The organism is Microbacterium aurugineum (assembly GCF_023101205.1).
Classification (GTDB): domain Bacteria; phylum Actinomycetota; class Actinomycetes; order Actinomycetales; family Microbacteriaceae; genus Microbacterium; species Microbacterium aurugineum.
In genome coordinates, this window is record NZ_CP078078.1 from 355,542 (window position 1) to 376,899 (window position 21,358).

18 protein-coding genes are annotated in these 21,358 nt (G+C 69.1%); 16 read left to right on the forward strand and 2 right to left on the reverse strand.

Annotated features, from left to right (window positions below):
- The first annotated feature begins 11 nt into the window (after positions 1-11).
- The 12 genes from KV397_RS01695 to rlmN are packed head-to-tail and all read left to right on the forward strand — an operon-like array spanning position 12 to position 15,948.
- Complete coding sequence (locus KV397_RS01695; RefSeq protein ID WP_261812008.1) at positions 12-1,421, forward strand: sugar ABC transporter substrate-binding protein; 1,410 nt, start codon at positions 12-14, stop codon at positions 1,419-1,421.
- Between the two features lie 2 nt (positions 1,422-1,423).
- Positions 1,424-2,368, forward strand: coding sequence for a carbohydrate ABC transporter permease (locus tag KV397_RS01700; RefSeq protein WP_131493373.1), 945 nt, complete (start codon positions 1,424-1,426; stop codon positions 2,366-2,368).
- Positions 2,365-3,219 carry a carbohydrate ABC transporter permease gene (locus KV397_RS01705; RefSeq protein WP_205802363.1) on the forward strand — a complete coding sequence of 285 codons (855 nt, stop codon included), beginning with the start codon at positions 2,365-2,367 and terminating at the stop codon, positions 3,217-3,219. Before KV397_RS01700 ends, KV397_RS01705 begins: the two co-directional genes overlap by 4 nt.
- Complete coding sequence (locus tag KV397_RS01710) at positions 3,219-4,292, forward strand: ABC transporter ATP-binding protein (RefSeq protein WP_131493375.1); 1,074 nt, start codon at positions 3,219-3,221, stop codon at positions 4,290-4,292. The genes KV397_RS01705 and KV397_RS01710 overlap by 1 nt, the downstream gene beginning before the upstream one ends.
- Positions 4,292-5,548: a CehA/McbA family metallohydrolase gene (locus tag KV397_RS01715; RefSeq protein WP_261812009.1), complete on the forward strand. Its 1,257-nt coding sequence runs from the start codon at positions 4,292-4,294 to the stop codon at positions 5,546-5,548. The genes KV397_RS01710 and KV397_RS01715 overlap by 1 nt, the downstream gene beginning before the upstream one ends.
- 43 nt (positions 5,549-5,591) lie before the next feature.
- Positions 5,592-8,276: a glycoside hydrolase family 38 N-terminal domain-containing protein gene (locus KV397_RS01720; protein WP_261812010.1), complete on the forward strand. Its 2,685-nt coding sequence runs from the start codon at positions 5,592-5,594 to the stop codon at positions 8,274-8,276.
- 57 nt (positions 8,277-8,333) lie between these two features.
- A complete protein-coding gene (gene iolC / locus KV397_RS01725) occupies positions 8,334-9,290 on the forward strand; it encodes a 5-dehydro-2-deoxygluconokinase (protein WP_153242985.1) in 957 nt (318 codons plus the stop codon).
- A 1-nt stretch (position 9,291) separates the two neighbouring features.
- Positions 9,292-10,191, forward strand: coding sequence for a Cgl0159 family (beta/alpha)8-fold protein (locus tag KV397_RS01730; protein ID WP_261812011.1), 900 nt, complete (start codon positions 9,292-9,294; stop codon positions 10,189-10,191).
- A 42-nt stretch (positions 10,192-10,233) separates the two neighbouring features.
- Positions 10,234-11,757, forward strand: a complete 1,524-nt coding sequence (locus tag KV397_RS01735) for a CoA-acylating methylmalonate-semialdehyde dehydrogenase (protein WP_261812012.1) — start codon at positions 10,234-10,236, stop codon at positions 11,755-11,757.
- Between the two features lie 24 nt (positions 11,758-11,781).
- On the forward strand, positions 11,782-12,690 hold the full coding sequence (gene iolB, locus KV397_RS01740) for a 5-deoxy-glucuronate isomerase (RefSeq protein WP_261812013.1): 909 nt from the start codon (positions 11,782-11,784) through the stop codon (positions 12,688-12,690).
- The gene (gene iolD, locus KV397_RS01745) at positions 12,690-14,600 is read left to right on the forward strand and encodes a 3D-(3,5/4)-trihydroxycyclohexane-1,2-dione acylhydrolase (decyclizing) (RefSeq protein ID WP_227991815.1); all 1,911 of its coding nucleotides are present in this window, start codon (positions 12,690-12,692) and stop codon (positions 14,598-14,600) included. The genes iolB and iolD overlap by 1 nt, the downstream gene beginning before the upstream one ends.
- 58 nt (positions 14,601-14,658) lie before the next feature.
- Positions 14,659-15,948, forward strand: a complete 1,290-nt coding sequence (gene rlmN / locus KV397_RS01750; RefSeq protein ID WP_047520961.1) for a 23S rRNA (adenine(2503)-C(2))-methyltransferase RlmN — start codon at positions 14,659-14,661, stop codon at positions 15,946-15,948.
- Here rlmN and KV397_RS01755 read toward each other — a convergent pair.
- A complete protein-coding gene (locus tag KV397_RS01755; protein ID WP_261812014.1) occupies positions 15,897-16,523 on the reverse strand; it encodes an NAD(P)H-dependent oxidoreductase in 627 nt (208 codons plus the stop codon). The two genes, rlmN and KV397_RS01755, sit on opposite strands and share 52 nt — an antisense overlap.
- A 65-nt stretch (positions 16,524-16,588) precedes the next feature.
- Between KV397_RS01755 and KV397_RS01760 the strand changes: the two genes are divergently transcribed.
- Positions 16,589-17,161: a TetR/AcrR family transcriptional regulator gene (locus KV397_RS01760; protein ID WP_261812015.1), complete on the forward strand. Its 573-nt coding sequence runs from the start codon at positions 16,589-16,591 to the stop codon at positions 17,159-17,161.
- Positions 17,162-17,339: 178 nt separating this feature from the next.
- On the forward strand, positions 17,340-18,965 hold the full coding sequence (locus KV397_RS01765) for a DUF4407 domain-containing protein (RefSeq protein ID WP_261812016.1): 1,626 nt from the start codon (positions 17,340-17,342) through the stop codon (positions 18,963-18,965).
- 40 nt (positions 18,966-19,005) lie between these two features.
- Here the strand turns inward: KV397_RS01765 and KV397_RS01770 are convergent, their stop codons facing one another.
- Positions 19,006-19,335 carry a hypothetical protein gene (locus KV397_RS01770; RefSeq protein WP_261812017.1) on the reverse strand — a complete coding sequence of 110 codons (330 nt, stop codon included), beginning with the start codon at positions 19,333-19,335 and terminating at the stop codon, positions 19,006-19,008.
- 91 nt (positions 19,336-19,426) lie between these two features.
- Between KV397_RS01770 and KV397_RS01775 the strand changes: the two genes are divergently transcribed.
- Both KV397_RS01775 and KV397_RS01780 read left to right on the forward strand, forming a co-directional pair.
- The gene (locus tag KV397_RS01775; protein ID WP_227991814.1) at positions 19,427-20,839 is read left to right on the forward strand and encodes an aminotransferase-like domain-containing protein; all 1,413 of its coding nucleotides are present in this window, start codon (positions 19,427-19,429) and stop codon (positions 20,837-20,839) included.
- A 10-nt stretch (positions 20,840-20,849) separates the two neighbouring features.
- The gene (locus KV397_RS01780) at positions 20,850-21,341 is read left to right on the forward strand and encodes a hypothetical protein (protein WP_131493394.1); all 492 of its coding nucleotides are present in this window, start codon (positions 20,850-20,852) and stop codon (positions 21,339-21,341) included.
- The last annotated feature ends 17 nt before the right edge of the window (positions 21,342-21,358 follow it).

Below are 21,358 nucleotides of genomic sequence, written 5' to 3' on the forward strand. Positions count from 1 at the left end.
AAAGGTCAGAAATGGTCACGTACGGAAAGCGCCGCCTGCTTGCGGCGTTCGCCCTCACCACTGTCGGTGCGGTCGTCCTGGCTGGCTGCTCCGGTGGATCGGAGCCGGAGACCGAGGACGAATCCGGGCCGGTCACCCTCACCCTCACCACCAACTCCATCACCGGCGGCAAGAACAGTGCCGAAGCGGACTGGATCGCGGACTGGGTCATCCCCGAGTTCGAGAAGGCCATGGACGCGGAAGGCAAGGACGTCACCGTCGAGTTCCAGCCGCAGGGCGTCGACGATGAGGACTACAAGACCAAGATCGCCCTCGATCTGCAGTCCGGCAAGGGCGCCGACATCATCGGGATGGACGGCATCTGGGTCGGCGAGTTCGCCGAGGCCGGATACATCAAGCCGCTCTCCGACGTCGGCGGCAAGGCGGTCGACGACTGGGACGGCTGGGCGCAGATCCCCGACGCCGTGCAGAACGCCCTCTCGTTCGACGGCGACCGCTATGGCGTCCCGCAGGGCGCCGACGGTCGCGTGCTGTACTACAACAAGGACCTCTTCGCCCAGGCGGGGCTCGATGAGGACTGGGCTCCGGAGAGCTGGGACGACATCCTCGACGCGGCGCGCGACCTCAAGGACCTCGACGGCGTCACCCCGATCCAGCTGAACGCCGGTACGGCGATGGGCGAGGCGACGACGATGCAGGGTCTGCTTCCGATGCTGGTCGGCACCGGAGAGCAGGTGTACGAGGACGGCAAGTGGATCGGTGCCACCGACGGCATGGAGAAGACGCTCGACCTGTACGAGACGATCTACGTCGACGAGGGGCTCGGTGACCCGGTCCTCCAGCAGGAGGCGTCGGGACGCGACACCTCGTTCCAGCTCTTCGCCGAGGGCAAGATCGGCATCCTGCTCGAGGGCGACTACTTCTGGCGTTCCGTGATCAACCCCGCGGAGGGTGTGGGCACGGCGCCGATGGCCGATCGCGACACCACCGTCGGGTACGCCAAGATCCCGGCGATCGAGCCGGGCGACGGCATCAACGATCAGGACTACGTCTCGATGTCCGGGGGTACCGGGCGTGTGCTCAACCCCAACTCGAAGCACGCCGCGCTCGCCTGGGAGCTGCTCGCCTTCATGAACTCGCCGGAAGCCTACGAGGCGCGTGCCGCCGGCACGCTCTCGATCTCCCCGCGCAACGACGTGAACGAGAAGCTCCTGTCGTCCGACCCCATGCTGACGTTCGTCAGCGAAGAGGTCCTGCCGATCACCGCCTACCGTCCCGGCCTGGCCGCCTACCCGCAGGTGTCCGTGCTGCTCCAGCAGGCCACGCTCGACGTCGCCACCGGGACGTCGGTCGATGACGCCCTGGAGACCTACGTCCGTGGTCTCGAAGGCGTCGTGGGCCCGGACGCGATCTCCGAGTGACCATGACGCAAGCAACGATGCCGGCGGGGAGCGTCACCGCTCCCCGCCGGCGCCGCGCGGAGGATGTCGCCGGTCTCGGCCGGGCGAGGGCGACCCTGTTCGCGGCGCCCGGTCTGCTCCTGATCGGCCTGTTCCTCCTCTTCCCGGCGCTCTGGACCGTCTACCTCGGGATGACCAACTACCGGCTCACCGGCTTCGCCGCCGCCAACCCGGAGTTCGTCGGACTCGAGAACTTCTCCACGGCGCTCAACGACCCGCGGTTCTGGAACTCGCTGTGGCTGACGCTGGTGTTCGTGCTGGTGTCGGGGATCATCGGGCAGACCGTCCTCGGCTTCGCGCTCGCCTGGATGCTGCGCAACGTGCGGGCCGGCGTCAAGACCTTCGTCGAGACGCTCGTCCTCGCGGCCTGGGTGATCCCCGCATCGGTCGCCTCGTTCCTCTGGCTCGCGCTCCTCGACCGGCGCACGGGCACTCTGAACTCCCTTCTCGGGACAGAGGGGGCGGCCTGGCTCATCGAGCATCCGATGGAGTGCATCATCATCTTCAACATCTGGGTCGGGACGGCGTTCTCGATGCAGTTGTTCTCCTCGGCGATCAGCGCTGTCCCGCCGTCGCAGCTTGAGAGCGCCCGCATGGTCGGGGCCAACACGTGGCAGCAGCTGCGTGATGTGATCCTCCCCAACATCAAGGGGCACCTGCTGACCAATACGTTGCTGATCACGCTGTGGACCTTCAACACCTTCACCCCCTACCTGCTCACCGCGGGCGGGCCGAACGGTCAGACCGACATCCTGTCGGTGTACATCTACCAGACCGCCATCCCCGGCGGGCAGCTGGGACTCGGAGCGGCGATCTCGTTGATCATGCTCCTCATCAACCTCGTGATCGCGCTGATGTACACGCGCGTCTCGCGAGGGAAGAGCTCGAAGAAGAAGGTGCGCTCATGATGACCACCATCAAGACCGTCGTGCGCGACCGGTCGGTGACCCATTTCGTGTCGCGGATCCTCTTCACGATCGTGATCGTGCTCGTGTCCCTGTTCTTCGCGCTGCCGATGGTGTGGCTGGTCCTGGCTCCGTTCGACGCGACGCCGTCGCTGACGGTGTCGTGGCCGGACTGGACGCTCGACAACTTCGCCCGCCTGGCGGAGAACCCGTACGCCCTGAAGTCGATCCTCAACTCCTTGATCCTCGGCATCGGGACCATGGCGCTCGTGATCGTGCTCGGAGCCCTGGCCTCGTACGCGATGAGCCGGATCAGCATCCCAGGGCGCGACGGCATCCTCTACGGGCTGCTGCTCCTGTCGTCCATCGTGACGGGGACGGCCGCGATGGTCCCGACCTTCCAGCTCATCAATCAGCTGCAGCTGATCAACACCCACGTCGGCGTCATCCTCGTGCTGGCCGGCGGGATCCTCCCGACGGTCATCTTCATCCTCAAGGACTTCATGGATTCCATCCCGAAGTCGTACGAGGAATCGGCACGGCTCTACGGTGCGGGCCCCTTCCGCATCCTCAAGGACGTCGTGGTGCCGATCGCCCGTCCGGGCCTCGCGTTCATCGCGATCTGGACGATCGTGCAGGTGTGGGGCAACTTCCTCGTGCCGTTCCTGCTTCTACGCACGCCCGACATGCAGCCGGCCGCCGTGCTCATGTACACCTTCTACACCGAGAGCGGCCAGGCCGATCTCCGACTGATCTCGGCGTTCTCGCTGGTGTTCTCGGTGCCCGTCCTTCTCATCTACTTCTTTGTGAACCGCCGCTACGGTTTCCGCTTCCACGGAGGGATCAAGTCCTGATGGCCGCCATCATTGCAACCGAACTCGTCAAGGAGTACCCCGGCGGGGTGCGCGGCGTCGACAGCGTCGACGTCGAGATCGCGGACGGCGAGTTCTTCGCGCTGCTCGGTCCTTCCGGGTGTGGGAAGACCACGCTGCTGAGGTCGATCGCGGGCCTGGAGAGCATCACCTCCGGAAAGCTCACGATCGGCGAGAAGGACGTGACCAATGCCGAGCCGGGTGAGCGCGGCGTGGCGATGGTGTTCCAGGACTACGCGCTGTTCCCGCACATGGACGTCGGCGACAACATCGCCTACCCGCTCCGGATCCGCCGAGTGGGCAAGGGAGAGCGTCGCACCACCGCGGAATCCGTCGCGAACGGTCTGTCGCTCAACGGCCTGATCGAGCGCCGACCCGGTCAGCTCTCCGGTGGCCAGCAGCAGCGCGTGGCCCTCGCTCGCGCCGTCGCGACCCGGCCCGATGTACTGCTGTTGGACGAGCCGCTGTCGAACCTCGATGCGCGTCTGCGGCTCGAGGCGCGGACCTTCCTGAAGGAGTTGCAGCGCGACCTCGGTGTCACCACCGTGTTCGTGACGCACGACCAGGCGGAGGCTCTCGCTCTCGCGGATCGGATCGCCGTCATGAAGGCGGGGAAGCTCCAGCAGATCGGCTCTCCGCGGGAGATCTTCCACCGTCCGAACAACACCTTCGTCGCCGGGTTCATCGGCTCCGTGCCGATGAACCTCCTCGAGACGACGGTCGCGGCCGGTCATGTCCGCATCGGCGACGCGGATGTCCCGGTCCCGCCGGAAGCCGCCGCGGCGGTGAGGGATGGGCAGACCGTGAGCTGGGGCATCCGTCCCGAGTACCTGCGCTGGTCGGCCGAACCCGTCGCGGACGGAATCGCGGCGGAGGTCGTCGTGACCGAAACCCTCGGTGCGACGAGCCTCGTGCTCGTGAGCGCGGGGGAGCACAAGCTCCAGGTCGTCGTTCCCGAGGAACAGGAGCCCGCCGCGGGCGACCGTGGCTGGATCGTCCCGCAGCTCAACCGCGCGCTGCTGTTCGACGCCGAGAGCACCGAGCGGATCGGCTGATGGGCACCGTCCGCACCACCCTCCATCTCACGCACGACATCCAGAACGCCGATCGCTACGTGCGGGTGCCGTTCGACGTGCCCTCGGGCACGGATTCGCTCGAGGTGCGCATCTCCTACGACACCGAGGCGGCCGTGATCGACCTCGGCTGCGAGGGGGCGGCAGGGTGGCGCGGATGGTCCGGCGGCGCGCGGACCACGTACGTGATCCGCACGGACGACGCCACCCCGGGGTACCTTCCCGGGCGCCCGGAAGAGGGCGAGTGGAACGTGATCCTCGGGGTGCACCGACTGAGCGCCGGTGGCGCCGACGTCATGGTCGAGATCCTCCTGCCCGCGGAATCGACGATCGACCACGGCCCGGTCGTCGCCCCCGTGGCGGGGGTGCCCCGCGGAAGCTCGAGGAACCTCCCCGCCTCCGCAGGTCTGCGGTGGTTCGCCGGCGACTTCCACGCGCACACCCTCCATTCGGACGGCCGCGAGAGCATCTCCGGCCTGGCGGCACTCGGGGTGAGCGCCGGACTCGACTTCCTGGCCGTCACCGACCACAACACCACGAGCCACCACGCGCATCTCCCCGGGATCGGGGAGCAGCATGCGATCACGCTGCTGCCCGGCCAGGAGGTGACCACGCACCGTGGTCATGCGAACGCCTTCGGGGACATCGGCTGGATCGACTTCCGCCGCCCCGCGCAGGAATGGGTCGACGAGGTCGAGCGCCGTGGCGGCGTCCTGAGCGTGAACCACCCGATCTCGGGGGACTGCTCGTGGCTGCACCCGCTCTCGCGCCTGCCGCGTGCCATCGAGCTCTGGCATTCGACGTGGTACCGCGAGCTCATCGCCACGTCGCCGCTCGCGTTCCACGAGCGCTGGGGCAAGGACGCCGTCCTCCTCGGCGGTGCCGACTTCCACATGCAGAGCCAGGGCATCGGGCCCGGTACGCCGACCACCTGGGTTGCCGCGGAAGACGCCTCGCCCGAGGCGATCCTCGCCGGAGTCGCTGCGGGGAGGACCGCGATCATGGGCGGGGTCACCGTGCGGGACGGACTCAGCGCACCCGACCTCTTCACCGCCCCGGTCCTTCTGCGCGTCGATGACGAACTGCTCGCCGTCGACGCCGACGGTCTGATCCTCGTCGACGGTGCCGGTGAACGCCGCTCGGTGCACGGAGACCTCGCCTCTTTCGCCGCCGATCGGGCCGCCGGCCCCTACTACCTGCTGCATCCCGACCGCAGCATCGCCGCCCTGTGCGCCTGACCGGCCGCACGCATCTTCCGCAGAGAATCAGGAGTCCCCGCCCGTGACCAGTGAGATCGTCGTCGTTCCCCACACCCACTGGGACCGCGAATGGTATGAGCCGCACGATGTCTTCCGCCTGCGCCTGGTGCACATGCTCGACCGGCTGATCGGGATCCTGGAGGCCGAGCCGGAGTACCGGTTCACGCTCGACGGACAGGCCGCGGCGATCGAGGACTACCTCGAGATGCGTCCGGAGATGCGGGACCGGGTCATGGCTCTGGTGCAGCGGGAGCAGCTGAGTGTGGGCCCGTTCCTCATCCTGCTCGACGAGTTCGGCTGCGACGGCGAGACCATCATCCGCAACCTCGAGCTCGGTCGCGCCGCGAGCGCGCGTCTGGGCCGCACCATGCCGGTCGGCTACCTCCCGGACATGTTCGGCCATGCGGCGCAGATGCCGCAGATCCTGGCCGGGTTCGGCATCCGTCACAGCGCGCTCTGGCGGGGTGTGCCCGCTGACGTCGCTGAGCACGCGTTCGCATGGGTCGCCCCGAACGGCGATGCCGTGCGCTGCGAGTACCTCTTCGACGGCTACGGCAACGGGCTCGACATGTTCGCTCTGCCGGGTCAGCTCCCCGCGCTCGCCCCCGACTACGCCGCCCGCACCGCGTCCTGGTACGGCGACGACCCGGTGCTCGCGATGCTGGGCACCGATCACTCCGCACCTCCCGAAGACCTCGCCGAGGTCATCCGGGACTACGACGCGACGGGCCGCGAACCGCACCTGTCGATCGCGACCCTCGACGGGCACCTCTCGCGCTATGCGACGGATGCCGCGGCGCTGGCCGTTCTTCCGCAGGTGCACGGCGAGATGCGCTCGCACGCCCGCGGCAACCTGCTGCCCGGGGTGTTCTCGATCCGCACGAACCTCAAGCGCGAGATGGCACGTTCGGAGCAGGCGCTCACGGCCGCCGAACGACTCGACCTGATGTTCGGATCCCGCGACCACCGCTCCTTCTTCGACACCGCCTGGTACCGCCTGGTGGAGAGCACGGCGCACGACTCCGTGACCGGCTGTGGCGTCGACGCGACGGCTGAGCAGGTCGGGACCCGCATCCACACCGCGGGGCACATCGCCCGTGGGGTCATCGACACCGTCCTCCGTGACGTGTCGGCGGCAGTGTCGCCTGCGCAGCACCTCGTGTTCAACCCCTCGGGCTTCGCTCGGCGTGCGCAGGTGGAGGTCACTCTGCACGGGGTGGATGCGGCGGCGCTCCCGGCGGGCGTGCAACTGCTGGACCCGCTGCCCACCGTGCTCGGCGACGAGCGGATGCGCAGCGCCGATCTGCCCAAGATCCTCCGCCGCATCCACGGGCGTGAGCTCTTCGGGCAGCAGATCAACGGGTACGAGTGGGGCGAGCAGTCGCTCCGCTTCCAGGTGGCGGAGAGCCCTGAGGGTGTCTGGGACCTGGCGGCTTTCACCGTGGAACTGGAGGAGCGCGTGGCGGCGGATGCCGGCGGCGACGACCTCTGGCATGTCGAGACGATCGCCGATGCGCGCCACCGTGCCCTGCTGGCGGTGGACGTCGACGGTCTCGCGCTCGCCGCGGTGGCCGAGGCGACGGCGGCGGTTTCCGATGACCCGGTCACGGTGACCACCGGATCGCTCTCGAACGCCGCGCTCACCGTGACCGTGAACGCCGATGGCACCGTGCGCATCGACGGGGCGGACGGCTCCTCGATCGACGGCGCCCTCGCCCTCGTCGATGACGGCGACTGCGGCGACTCCTACAACTACGGCCCGGTCGATCCGGCCTCCGCGGTGAGGAATGCGTCCTCCGTCGACGTCGCCGTGATCGAGGAGGGGCCGCTGCGCGGACGCCTCCGCATCCGTCGGGTCTACGACCTACCGGTGGGGCTGACCGAAGACCGGACACGTTCGAGTGAGACCGTGCCGCTGGTGACCGAGACCACGATCGAACTGCGCGAGGGGGAGGGCTTCCTGCGTGTCGGCATCGACTACGTGAACACGGCCTCCGACCACCGGCTCCGGGTGCTCGTCCCCGTCGGGGGTGCGGAGCTCGACGCCTCTCGGAGCGCCGGACAGTACGCGACGACCGTCCGTGGTCGCGAGGCGGAGGGTGGCTGGGGCGAGTTCCCGTTGCCGACCTACCCGGCGTACCGCTTCGCCGCGGCGGGTTCGACCGCGGTTCTCGTGCAGAAGCTGTCGGAGTACGAACTCGTGTCGACTCCGGGCGCATCCGACGCCCTCGCGGTCACCCTGTCCCGCTCCGTCGGCATGATGAGCGTCAACGTGCATCCGCTGCGTGACGAGCCCGCCGGTTCCGAGATCCCCGTTCCCGGTGCGCAGTACCTCGGAGTGGCCGTGCACACGGACCTGGCGATCCTGGTCGGCGCGGATGATGCGACGGCCGTGCGCGCCGCCGACCTCTTCCGGCACGACCCGCTCGTGGTCCGCGGTTCGGGCGAGACCGACGGTCCGGTGCCCGAGGCAGCCTTCCCGGTCGAGCTCTCGGGCGACGTCGTGCTGGAGTCGGCGCGACGGGTCGGTGATGCCGCTGAGCTCCGATTCGTGAACTACCTGTCCGACGCACGCGACGTGGCGTTCTCGGCGCCGGGGTCCTGGACGCGGGTCGACCTGGCCGGTGAGGTTCAGGAGGCCGCGTTCGACGCGTCCTCCGCGCGCACGGACGCGGGCGCGATGCTCAGCATCCGACGATCGCTCTGAGCAGATCACCGCATTAGTGCTAATGTTAAGACAAATGCGCGAAGGAGTGGAGGGGTGATGTCGGAGGAACGATCGGTCGCGGAGATCCTGGCCATCGGGCGCCTGGGCGTCGACCTGTACCCGCTGCAGGACGGCGTCGGTCTCGGTGACGTCACCAGTTTCGGAAAGTACCTCGGTGGAAGTGCGGCCAACGTGGCCGTCGCCGCTGCTCGCTACGGGCACGACACCGCTCTGCTCTCCCGGGTGGGAGACGACCCCTTCGGGCGGTACCTTCGCGAGGAGCTGGAGCGTCTCGGGGTGCGGAGCGACTTCGTCGCGACCGATCCGAGCTACAAGACGCCGATCACGTTCTGCGAAATCTTCCCGCCGGACGACTTCCCCCTGTACTTCTATCGCGAGCCCACTGCTCCCGACCTGCAGATCCGCCCCGGCGACGTCGATGCGCAGACCGTGCGGGAAGCGACGCTCCTCTGGTTCACGGCGACAGGCCTGAGCGAGGAGCCGAGTAGACAGACCCACCTCGACCTCCTCGCGTCGCGGGGACGCCGTGCGCACACCGTGTTCGACCTGGACTACCGACCGATGTTCTGGGAGGCGCCGGAGGCCGCGCGCACGCAGATCCAGCGTGCGCTCGAGTTCGCCACCGTCGCCGTCGGCAACCGCGAGGAGTGTGAGGTCGCGGTCGGCGAGACCGAACCGCAGCGTGCCGCGGACGCGCTCCTGGAGCGCGGCGTGGAACTGGCGATCGTCAAGCAGGGGCCGCGCGGTGTGCTCGCCAAGACGCGGTCGACGCAGGTGGAGATTCCGGCCACCCCGGTCGAGGTCGTCAACGGGCTCGGTGCCGGCGATGCGTTCGGTGGCGCGCTCTGCCACGGCCTGCTGGCGGGATGGGAACTGGAGAAGACGTTGATCTATGCGAACGCGGCGGGCGGCATCGTGGCCGGCCGCCGGGAATGTTCGACCGCGATGCCGACGGAGCGCGAGGTCGCCGAGGTCGTGAACGGAGATGCATGAGATGACAGCACTGACCGAGGACGACTTCCACCGGCTCCGGACGGTGCGTGCGGAGTCGCCGCGAGCGATCCGCGAGACGCTGGCCGGGCGACGTCGTCGCGAGATCATCCGCGGCGACGGGCGGCTGTTCATCATCGCGGCCGACCATCCTGCGCGCGGTGCGCTCGCCGTCGGCGGCTCGCCGTTCGCGATGGCCGACCGCTACGAGCTGCTCGACCGCCTCGCGATCGCCCTGCGGCACCCGGGCGTCGACGGCGTGCTGGGAACCCCCGACATCATCGACGACCTCGCCGTGCTCGGTCTGCTCGACGACAAGATCGTGGTCGGCTCGATGAACCGCGGTGGCCTGCGGGGGGCGAGCTTCGAGATGGACGACCGCTACACAGGGTACGACGTGCCGGCGATGGTGGACTCGGGAATCGACTTCGCCAAAGCGCTCCTGCGGGTGAACCTCGACGACGACGGGACGGCACCCACGCTGGCCTCGACGGCGGAAGCGGTCACGGCGGCCGCACGCGCGGATCTGCCGATCATGCTGGAGCCGTTCCTGAGTCGACGCGTGGACGGCCGGGTCGTCAACGATCTGAGTCCGGATGCCGTGATGCTGTCGATCGCCATCGCCAGCGGTCTGGGCGCGAGCAGCGCCAGCTCCTGGCTGAAGCTGCCGGTGGTCGAAGACATGGAGCGGGTGCTGGCGGCGACGACGTTGCCGGTGCTGCTCCTCGGCGGAGACGCGGGCGCCGACCCCGACGACACGTTCTCGACCTGGGAGGATGCTCTCTCGCTGCCAGGAGTGCGCGGACTGACGGTCGGACGCACGCTCCTGTACTCCTCCGACATCGACGTCGCGTCCGCCATCGATGTCGCCGCCTCTCTGGTCCACCCCGGGCTCACCGCCTGAACGCCTCTTCCCGCCTGAACGCCACTTCGCCGAAGGATACGTATGACCCCCGCCTCCACCATCCCCACCATCGGACACTGGATCGACGGTGCCGCCCGTGCGTCGACCAGCGGCCGGACGGCTCCGGTGCACAACCCCGCGACCGGGGCCGTGACCGGACACGTGGCTCTGGCCGACGACGCCGAGATCGCGGAAGCGATCGCGTCCGCGCGGCGCGGGTTCGAGGTGTGGAGCGGCTACTCGATCGCGCGGCGTCAGGCGGTGATGTTCGCGTTCCGTGAGCTGCTGCACTCGCGCAAGGGTGAGCTGGCGGAGATCATCACGGCCGAGCACGGCAAGGTGCGTTCGGACGCGATGGGGGAGATCCTGCGCGGACAGGAGGTGGTGGAACTGGCCACCGGGTTCCCACACCTGATCAAGGGCGCATACTCGGAGAACGTCTCGACCGGCATCGATGTGTACTCGCTGAAGCAGCCGCTCGGGGTCGTCGGCATCATCTCGCCGTTCAACTTCCCGGCGATGGTGCCGATGTGGTTCTTCCCGATCGCGATCGCCGCGGGCAACGCGGTCGTCCTCAAGCCCAGTGAGAAGGATCCGTCGGCGGCCCTGTGGCTCGCTGCGCTCTGGGCCGAGGCGGGGCTTCCCGAAGGCGTGTTCACGGTGTTGCAGGGCGACAAGCAGGCCGTCGACGGACTGCTGGAGAGCCCGGATGTCGCGTCCATCTCGTTCGTGGGCTCGACGCCGATCGCCCAGTACATCTACGAGACCGCATCGCGCAACGGCAAGCGGGTCCAGGCGCTCGGCGGGGCGAAGAACCACATGCTGGTGCTGCCGGACGCCGATCTCGACCTCGTCGCCGACCAGGCGGTGAACGCCGGGTTCGGAGCGGCCGGCGAGCGGTGCATGGCGGTCTCCGTCGTGCTCGCGGTCGATCCGGTGGCGGATGAGCTGATCGAGCGGATCCGGGAGCGCATCGCCGCTCTCCGCATCGGCGACGGAGCGGGTGGGGTCGACGGCGAGCCCGACATGGGGCCGCTGATCACTGCCGAGCACCGGGCGAAGGTGTCCGGGTATGTCGACATCGCCGAGGCCGACGGAGCGCGGATCGTGGTCGACGGCCGGGGTCTGACGGTCGACGGGCGCGAGGACGGCTTCTGGTTCGGACCGACGCTCATCGACGAGATCCCGACCTCCTCGCGCGCCTACCAGGAGGAGATCTTCGGGCCGGTGCTGTCCGTGGTGCGGGTGCAGACCTTCCAGGAGGGAATGGACCTGATCAATTCAGGTCGCTTCGGGAACGGGACGGCGATCTTCACGAACGACGGCGGCGCCGCACGTCGGTTCCAGCACGAGGTGCAGGTCGGGATGATCGGCATCAACGTGCCCATCCCCGTCCCCGTGGCCTACCACTCCTTCGGCGGGTGGAAGGCGTCGCTCTTCGGCGATGCGAAGGCGTACGGTGTCCATGGCTTCGACTTCTTCACCCGGGAGAAGGCGATCACCAGCCGCTGGCTCGACCCCGCCCTGCACGGCGGCATCGACCTCGGCTTCCCCCAGAACAACTGAGCTTCGGATCGGGCAGAAGGCGTCATGACCGAGCAGGGGCAATGGTTCCACCGCCGAGGGACGATCGGCCGCGACGGGTGGGAGAGCGTCGTCGACGCTGCGATCCCGGGATGGACGCACACCGGCATCCGCATCGGAGCGCTCGCCGCGGGGGAGACCCTCGCGCTCGCCGAGGACGGGGTCGAGCGGATCATCGTGCCGCTCGCGGGTTCCTTCACGGTGCAGCACACCGAGCAGGGCGCGACCTCGGAGACGACGCTCGCCGGCCGCCGGTCGGTCTTCGACGGGCCCAGCGACGTGCTCTACCTGTCGTCCGTAGCCTCCGCGGTCATCACGGGAGTCGGTCGGGTGGCGGTGGCCTCCGCGCCCGCATCGGCCGTGCATCCGACCCGGCACATCCGCGCCGCCGAGATCCCGATCGAGCTCCGCGGAGCCGGCACCTCCAGCCGGCAGGTGCACAACTTCGGCACGCCGGAAGCGCTCGACGCCGAGCGCCTCATCGTCTGCGAGGTCATCACGCCCGCGGGGAACTGGTCGTCGTATCCGCCGCACAAGCACGATGAGCACGTGTCGGGACGGGAATCCCGGCTCGAGGAGATCTACTACTTCGAGGCGGCCCCCACGCGTGCCGGCGGCGATGCCGGTGCCGCCGAGGCCGCGTTCGGGATGTTTGCGACCTATTCCTCGGACGCGGGCGCGATCGACATCGCCGAGCGGGTGGGCACGGGTGATATCGCGCTGGTCCCGTTCGGATTCCACGGACCCGCTGTCGCCGCACCGGGCTACGACCTCTACTACCTGAACGTCATGGCCGGCCCCGATCCGGAGCGGGTGTGGCTGATCACCGACGACCCGGCGCACGCGTGGGTGCGCGACAACTGGAGCGGGCAGGACATCGATTCCCGGCTTCCCTACGGACATGGAGATCACTGATGCAGACGAAGCGGATGACGGTCGGCCAGGCCCTGGTCGAGTTCCTCTCGCGGCAATGGACCGTCGACGGCACCATCCGTGAGCGCACCGTGCCCGGTATGTTCGGGATCTTCGGCCACGGGAACGTCGCGGGTCTCGGTCAGGCGCTGCAGCAGTACAACCTCGAGCAGCCCGATCTGATGCCCTACCGCCAGGCCCGCAACGAACAGGCGATGGTGCACCAGGCGGTGGGCTTCGCGCGGATGCACCGGCGTAGGGCCACGTTCGCGAGTGCGGCCTCAGTGGGGCCGGGCGCGACGAACATGCTCACCGGTGCGGCCCTCGCGACGACCAACCGGCTCCCGGCGCTGCTGTTGCCGAGTGACACCTTCGCCACCCGAGTCGCCGATCCCGTCCTGCAGCAGCTGGAGCGCCCGCACGACATCGGGCTCACGGTGAACGATGCGTTCCGCCCGCTCTCGGTGTTCTTCGACCGGGTGCAGCGCCCCGAGCAGCTCTTCTCGATCGCGCTCGCGGCGATGCGCGTGCTCACCGATCCGGCGGAGACGGGGGCGGTGACGATCGCCCTCCCCGAAGACGTGCAGGCCGAGGCTGTGGACGTCCCGCTCGAATTCCTCCAGGAGCGTGAATGGCACATCCGCCGGCCACTGCCCGAACGCGGACCGCTCGAGCGTGCCGTGGCCGCGATCCGCGGCGCGAAGCAGCCGCTCATCGTCGCCGGTGGGGGGGTGATCTATTCGGAAGCGGAGCAGGCACTCCGTGCGTTCGCCGAGGCCACCGGCATCCCGGTCGGCACCACGCAGGCGGGCGGTGGCGCATTGCCCTGGGACCACCCGCAGAATCTCGGCGGGATCGGTGCGACGGGAACCACCGCCGCGAACCGGATCGCCGCCGACGCCGATGTGATCATCGGTATCGGCACGCGCTACAGCGATTTCACCACCGCGTCGCGTACCGCCTTCCAGAACCCGGATGCGGTGTTCGTGAACGTCAACGTCGCCGCCCTCGACGCCTACAAGCACGGCTCGCAGCTCCCGCTCATCGCCGATGCCAGGGAAGCGCTGGTCGCGCTCACGGGCATGCTCGGGGACTTCCGGATCGCGACCGATCTGAGCGCGCGGATCGCCGACGAGAAGCGGCGATGGGATGCGGTGGTCGACCACGCTCTCGCGCCCACGGGTGGCGAACTGCCGGGGCAGCCCGAGATCATCGGCGCCGTGCGCGGGTCGGTGGCCGATGCGGACGTCATCGTGCAGGCGGCCGGCTCGCTCCCCGGAGATCTGCACAAGCTGTGGCGGGTGAGCGACCCGCTCGGCTACCACGTCGAGTACGCCTACTCCTGCATGGGGTATGAGATCGCGGGAGGCCTCGGCGTCAAACGGGGGCTCCTCGCATCCGGTGACGAGCGGGACGTGATCGTCATGGTCGGCGACGGTTCGTACCTGATGTTGAGCTCCGAACTCGCGACGGCCGTGGCCGAGGGCATCAAGATCATCGTCGTGCTCGTCCAGAACCAGGGATACGCCTCGATCGGGCATCTCTCGGAGACGGTGGGCACGGAGCGCTTCGGCACGAAGTACCGGAGCTACGACGAGGAGACGCGGAGCTTCCAGCACGGTGACGTGCTCCCGGTCGACCTCGCGATGAACGCTCGCAGCTACGGCGTCGACGTCATCGAGATCGCACGGGGGTCTGCGGCGATCGATGACCTGCGTGCTGCGGTCGCCACGGCGAAGGCCTCGGAGCGGTCGACGCTCATCCACATCGACAGTGACCCGACGGTCTACGGTCCGGACGGGGAGGGTTGGTGGGACGTGCCGGTGGCGGCGGTCTCGACCACGGACACCGCACAGCGGGCCCTCGACGAGTACGTGCAGCAGCGTGCTGCACAGCGTCCCCTGCTGGGCTGACGTCACGGAAGCACCGCACCCCAGGGCCTTCCCATCCGTCACCGCGTACCCTGGAGGTATGACGGAGAATCCCCGCACGCGCGAGACGCGCCCCCAGGCAGCGCCCGCGTCGTCCCGTTCGGGGGCGGTCCGCGAGACGCGCACGGCACAGGTGCGCCCCCGGACCGAGGGGTGGACGCAGCAGAAGGATGCCGAGGGGCGCCCGCTGCTGCAGTTCGCGAGCCCCAAGCGCGGCAAGCCGCCGGTGCATCTGGCCGACCTCACGCCGGCCGAGCGCACCGAGAAGGTCAAGGAGCTCGGGCTCCCCGGCTTCCGCGCGAAGCAGCTGTCGACGCACTACTTCCGCCACTACACGTCCGACCCCGAGCAGATGACGGACCTCCCGGCCGACACCCGGGAGCAGCTCGTCGCCGGGATGCTGCCGTCGCTGCTCACCGAGGTGCGACGCCTCGAGACCGACCGCGGCGACACGATCAAATTCCTGTGGCGTCTGCACGACGGCGCGCTGGTCGAGTCGGTGCTCATGCGCTACCCCGGCCGCATCACGCTGTGCGTGTCGAGCCAGGCCGGCTGCGGCATGAACTGCCCGTTCTGCGCGACCGGCCAGGCGGGGTTGACCCGCAACATGTCGACCGCCGAGATCATCGAGCAGATCGTTCGTGCCAACCGGCTGATCGCCGACGGCGGCCTCGGTGGCAAGAAGGCCGACGACCACAGCATGGAGCGCGTGTCGAACATCGTGTTCATGGGCATGGGTGAGCCGCTCGCGAACTACAAGCGCGTGATGGATGCGGTCCGCTCGATGGTGGCTCCGCAGCCCGACGGTCTGGGCATGAGCGCGCGCGGCATCACCGTGTCCACCGTGGGTCTCGTGCCGGCGATCAAGAAGCTCGCCGACGAGAACATCCCCGTGACCTTCGCGCTGTCGCTGCACGCCCCGGACGATCACCTCCGCGACGAGCTCATCCCGGTGAACTCCCGCTGGAAGGTCGATGAGGCCCTCGACGCCGCGTACGAGTACTACGCCAAGACCGGTCGTCGCGTCTCGATCGAGTACGCGCTCATCAAGGACATGAACGACCACGCGTGGCGCGCCGACCTGCTCGCGGAGAAGCTCAATCAGCGCGGACGCGGCTGGGTCCACGTGAACCCGATCCCGCTCAACCCGACGCCCGGTTCGGTCTGGACCTCGTCGGAGATCCCGGTGCAGAACGAGTTCGTCCGGCGACTCAATGACGCCGGCATCCCGACGACCCTCCGCGACACCCGCGGCAAGGAGATCGACGGCGCCTGCGGTCAGCTGGTCGCCACGACCGAGGACGAGGCCGCCTCCGCAGCGATGAGCTGAGGCGTCACGCCCGCTCGGCGACCGTCGAGCGTGCCGAGGTGTTCGGCGCGGTCGAGCCACCGTGCGATCGTCGCGGTGTCGGCGTCCTTGACGTCGAGCATGCGGTGGACGCGTACGGACCTCACGCCGCACAGGCGCAGGGTGTTGCGGGCCACCTGGGTCTGCGCGGGCAGCCCGGTGAACGGCACCGCGAACCACGGGGTGTCCGCGAGCAGGAGCAGTCGGCCGCGGCGTGCGGGCAGCAGCCCCTCGGGGAGGCCGAGCTTCGTGTAGCGGTACTCCTGCTGCGGCAGCAGGGCGCGGTCGAAGAAGCCCTTGAGCACCGCGGGGACCGAACCCCACCAGAGCGGCGTGGCGACGACGATCGTGTCGGCGTCGTGCAGTGCCTGTTTCGCGTCGACGAGGTCGGGCTCGAGGGTCATGCGCTCCCGGTAGCCGAAGCGCAGGTGGGGATCGAAGTCCAGGTCACGCAGTGCGAGCACCCGGGCGTCTCCGTGTCCGTCGGCGTACCGCTGGGCCAGCGAAGCGGTCAGGGAGCGGGCGTCGGGGTGGCCGTCGATCACGAGAGCAGGCATGTCAGGTTCCTATCTGGACAGTGTCAAGGTGGTGGACACTGTCAAGATAGGAGATGATGTTGCTCATGTCAAGTTCGAAGGACGGCTACCACCACGGCGATCTCGCCCGGGCGCTGGAGGATGCCGCCATGCAGCTGCTGGAGCGGATGCCTGCGGCGGAGATCAGCCTCCGCGAGGTCGCCCGCGCCGCGAACGTCAGCCACAACGCGCCGTATCACCACTTCTCGGACCGGCTCGGGCTGCTCAAGGTGCTCGCCGAGCGGAGCATGGCCGACCTCCTGACGCAGGTCCGCACCGACGCGGAGAAGGCGTCGACCCCGCGCGCGGCGCTCACGGACGCCGGTTCCGCCTATATCCGCTTCGCTGTGGAACATCCGCACGCGTTCGATGCGGTGTACGACCCGACGGTCTGCGTCCCCGGATCCCCGACCGCGACCATGGCGCCGCTGATCGACGGGCTTGAGACAGTGCTCGCAGAGGGAGTCGCCGCGGCAGGCCTGGACCGGCCGACCGATGCCGTCGTGGTGTGGGGGCTGATCCATGGACTCGGCACGCTCGCCGCTGCGGGGCACTTCACCCTCGACGATGCCCTCGTGGCCTACGCGGCGGCGCTCGATCGGCTGCTCCCGTCCCCCTGACGCTGCTCCCGTCTCCCTGACCCTGCTCCGGTCCCCCTGACCCCTGACTCTGCTCCGGTCGCGATATGGCAGCCAATCGCGGCTCGGAAGCTGACATATCGCGACGGGAACGTGGGATTCCGGAGGTTCCGAGGAATCTTCCACGCTATCCACAGGCGAGGTTTCGTAGATTATCGGGATGCCCTATTCCGCCCATCGACCGGGTCGCTACGACTCGCAGGGTCGGATCATCCTCGACAGCGAACCCGACGCCGTCACGGATGACCTCGACTTCCTGCGCGAGTTCGAGCCCACCGGCACCGAAGACGCCGCAGGCGACGCGTCGGTCGCAGCTTCCGCCGAGCAGACCCCGATCGCCGATGCGGTCGCTGCGGACGAGTCCGCCCCGGTGAAGACTCCGCGTGCGCCTCGTGTCCCGAAGGAACGGAAGAAGCGCGTGCCGCGGGCTCCCGGTTCGCGCGCGCGGACCCTGGCGATCCTCGGCGGCGCGGAGGGTGAGATCCTCGACCGCGTCCCGGGCGAGACCCCCCGCTTCGTCCAGATGTTCTTCGTGCTCGCCGGCACCGCGCTCGTCTCGGCGATCTCGATGCTCTTCGCCCTCACCACCGGTGTGCAGGCGGCGCTGTGGCTGGCCGTGCCCCTGGCTCTCGTGTGGGCGCTCATCATCTTCAACCTCGATCGGTTCCTGACCTCGACCATGAGCTCGACGAGGAGCGTCTGGCGGCTCATCGGCCTGGCGATCCCGCGAGTGATCATGGCGGCGATCATCGGTTTCGTGGTGGCGGAGCCGCTCGTGCTCCAGATCTTCCACAACGACATCGCCCGTGAGGTCGCGTCGACCAACATCACGCAGTCGCAGTCCGATCAGGAGGCCCTTGAGTCGGGGCCGGAGAAGATCGCGCTGGACGCGGCCTCCGCCAAGGTCGCCGAGCTCGAGAACCAGGCGGCGACCGGGATCGTGGCGGGAACGGACTCGTCGTCTGCGACGGAGTCGGCCGCACAGGCCACCGTCGACGACGTCACCGCGAAGATGACCGCGCAGCAGGAGGTCATCGACCAGGCGCGCGTGCTGTACCAGTGCGAGCTGACCGGCGAAGGCGCAGGCACGGTCCCCGGGTGCACCGGGGTCAACGGAGAGGGTGCGAGCTCGGATGCCGCGAAGGCACAGCTCGCCGAGGCCCAGCAGACGTACGACGCGCTCGCCGCCCAGCTGCGCACCGCCAACGAGGAGCTCGCTGCGGCCGGCACCGCCGCCAAGGAGAACACCTCCACGTCCGAGGCGCAGAACCGGGAGCAGGCCAAGTCGCAGCTGCCGACCGCGCGCGACACCTACGACCAGGCGCTCGCCGCGTACAACGCCCGGGCGGATGCCGTGGCGCAGGGCAATGCCGGAGCCGTGGGGCTGCTCAGCCAGATCAGTGGTCTGAACCGGTTGAGCGAGAAGGAGCCCACGATCCTGTGGGCGCACATCCTGATCGCGGCCCTGTTCTTCATGATCGAGCTGCTTCCGGTGCTGGTCAAGGTGCTCACGAGCTACGGTGACCCGAGCCTGTACGAGAAGGCGGCCGCGATCCGCAAACAGGTCGCTCTCGACAAGGTGACGGCGGAGGGCTTCCGAGACCGTGCGCAGATCGTGACGGATCAGTCCCAGGGGATACACGCGGAGGCCGGCTCCGGTGAGCCGCAGACGCGTGCGGAACGCCGCGAGGCGGCCGAGGCGCAGGAGCGGGAGAGGGCGGAGAAGCGCGCGCAGGCGCAGACGCTCGAGGAGCAGGAGCAGCTGGTTCGACCGACGATCGGCTGAGAGGTGCATCGCGGTTCGGCGGGACGGCACGAGCCTCCGGTCACGCGAGTTGCGGAATCCGCTCCGGAACGCCTGGCTCCTGCTGCGGGGAGAGTTCGCCGATCCGGAGGCTTCCCCGTGTCGGGTCGTCGTGGACAGCGGCGGCGATCGAGCGGATCAACGCAACCGTGGACGGGGTGCGCGCCCAGCGCGCTCCGGTCATCAGCGCCTCGATGCGGGCGAGCGGATGCTGCAGCGCCACATCGTGCTGACGGGCATCGTCGCTGAGCCACTCCAGGAGCTGCGTAATGGTCCAATCGGTGTTGATTGGATCAGTAAGTGAAGGAATGGTGGCGAGATTCCTGGTGATTGGTCCAGAATCAGATCTCATGAGCGCGAGTGACAGTGCCAATGGCAGGCCAATGGATCAGTTTTCGGCCATAGCTTCGGGGCGAGCGGCGTCCCTCGTGCATGCAGGTGACGTGTCGTCGGAAGCACTCTCGGCACGGCTCGGCCGTTGGACACAGGGAGACGGCACTCTCGCCGCCCGGCTCGCACGGGGTATCGAGGGCCTGATCGCGAGCGGTGAGCTGCGCCCCGGGGACCGGCTGCCCGCGGAGCGCGCGCTGGCAGCCGCAGGGTCCGTCTCGCGGGGCACGGTCGTCGCGGCATACACGGACCTCGCGGAACAGGGCCTGGTCGACCGGCGGCAGGGGAGCGGCACCCGCATCGCCGGGACAGTCGCAACCGCCGTGCCCGCCCAGCGGCCCGGGCGCGGGGAGGCGCTCTTCTCGGCGCTCCCCAATGCGATCGACCTGCTGCGCACCGTGCCGCAGATCTCCGATCTCGGAGTGCAGCTCATCCGCGACCACAAGCCGCGACTCGACCTCGCCCTGCTGCCCGAGACCGACCCTGCGGGCCTGCCCGCCCTGCGCGACCTCATCGCCGCGATGTACGCCGCGGAGGGCACGCCGACCACGCCGGAGCAGATCCTCGTCACGCACGGGGCGCAGCAGGCCATCAGCCTCGTCGTGAACGCGCTCGTGGGTCCCGGCGACATCGTGCTCGCAGAGGAGATCACCTGGCCTGGAGTCACGGATTCGGTCGGCCTCCGCGGCGGCACCGTGCATGGCATCGCGATGGGCGAGGACGGACTCGACGTCGACGCGCTCGAACAGGCGCTCGCCCGCCTGCGGCCCGTGCTCGTCGCGGTGAACCCGCACCATCAGAACCCCACCGGATCGCGTCTGCCGCCCGCCGCTCGGCATCGCGTCGCCGAGCTCGCCGCCCAGTACGGCGTACCCGTCATCGAAGACCGCGTGCTCGCCGGCATCTCCTTCGACGGGGTCGTGCCGCCGACGCTCGCGGCAGAACGCGCCGATGCCCCCATCATCGTGGTCGAGTCGGTGTCGAAGTGGGTATGGGCGGGGCTGCGGATCGGCTGGCTGCGCGCGGACCCGGTGCTCGTCCGTCGGCTCCGCGGCGCGCGCCAGCTCGCCGACCAGTCCACCAGCGTGCCGGGACAGCTGCTCGCACTCGATCTGATCGCGCGCGCCGATGACCTGCGTCGAGCCAACAGCCGCATCCACCAGGAGCGTCTGCGTCTGCTGCAGGCGCTGATGGCCGAGCACCTGCCGGAGTGGACGCCCGAGCCGCCGCGTGGTGGGCTGTCGCTGTGGGTGCGCCTGCCCGCAGGCTCGGCGGCGGCCCTCGTCCGCACCGCCGCCACCCACGGCGTCTCGATCGCCGGGAGCGCGGCCTTCGCGGTCGCGGCCTCGCCCGACGACCACATCCGCATCCCGTTCACTGCGCCCGACGACGTGCTCGCCGAGGGCGTCCGGCGTCTCGGAGCCGCCTGGCGGGAGTATCGGCAGACTCTCGGGATGTCCTCTTAGGCTGACCCGCATGACTCGGATTCAGCGCCGAACCCTGTGGATCTCGATCGTCGGCGTGCTCGCCGTCCTGGCCTACGCGGTGCTCGCTGCACTGCAGATCCTCGTGTTGAATCCGCTCGCCGCGGCTCCGGGGCTCACGATGGAGGAGATCCGTTTCGCGATGGCGGAGGCGGGGGAGAACCTCGGTCAGGGTGCCGTGTTCTCCGTTCTCGGCATCGGGGTGGCGCTGGCCGTCGCGGTGGCCGTCGTCTCGGTCGTCCGGCGTGCGGATCCCGTGGTTCCTGCGATGACGTTCCTGGCGCTGCTCATGCTCGGCGCGGTCGGGTACTTCGTCGCGTCGTTCGGCGCGGGCATGGCCCTGGCCGACACGTTCGGGATCAGCGGAGCGGACTACTCGCCCTGGGCCCGACCGCTGTACGTCGTGAGCGCCCTCGCCGCCGTCGCGATCGTGGTCGGCGGCGCGATGGCGGTAATGAGATCCCGGTATCCGGCCCAGCCATAGTGGGCAGCCAGTAGCGT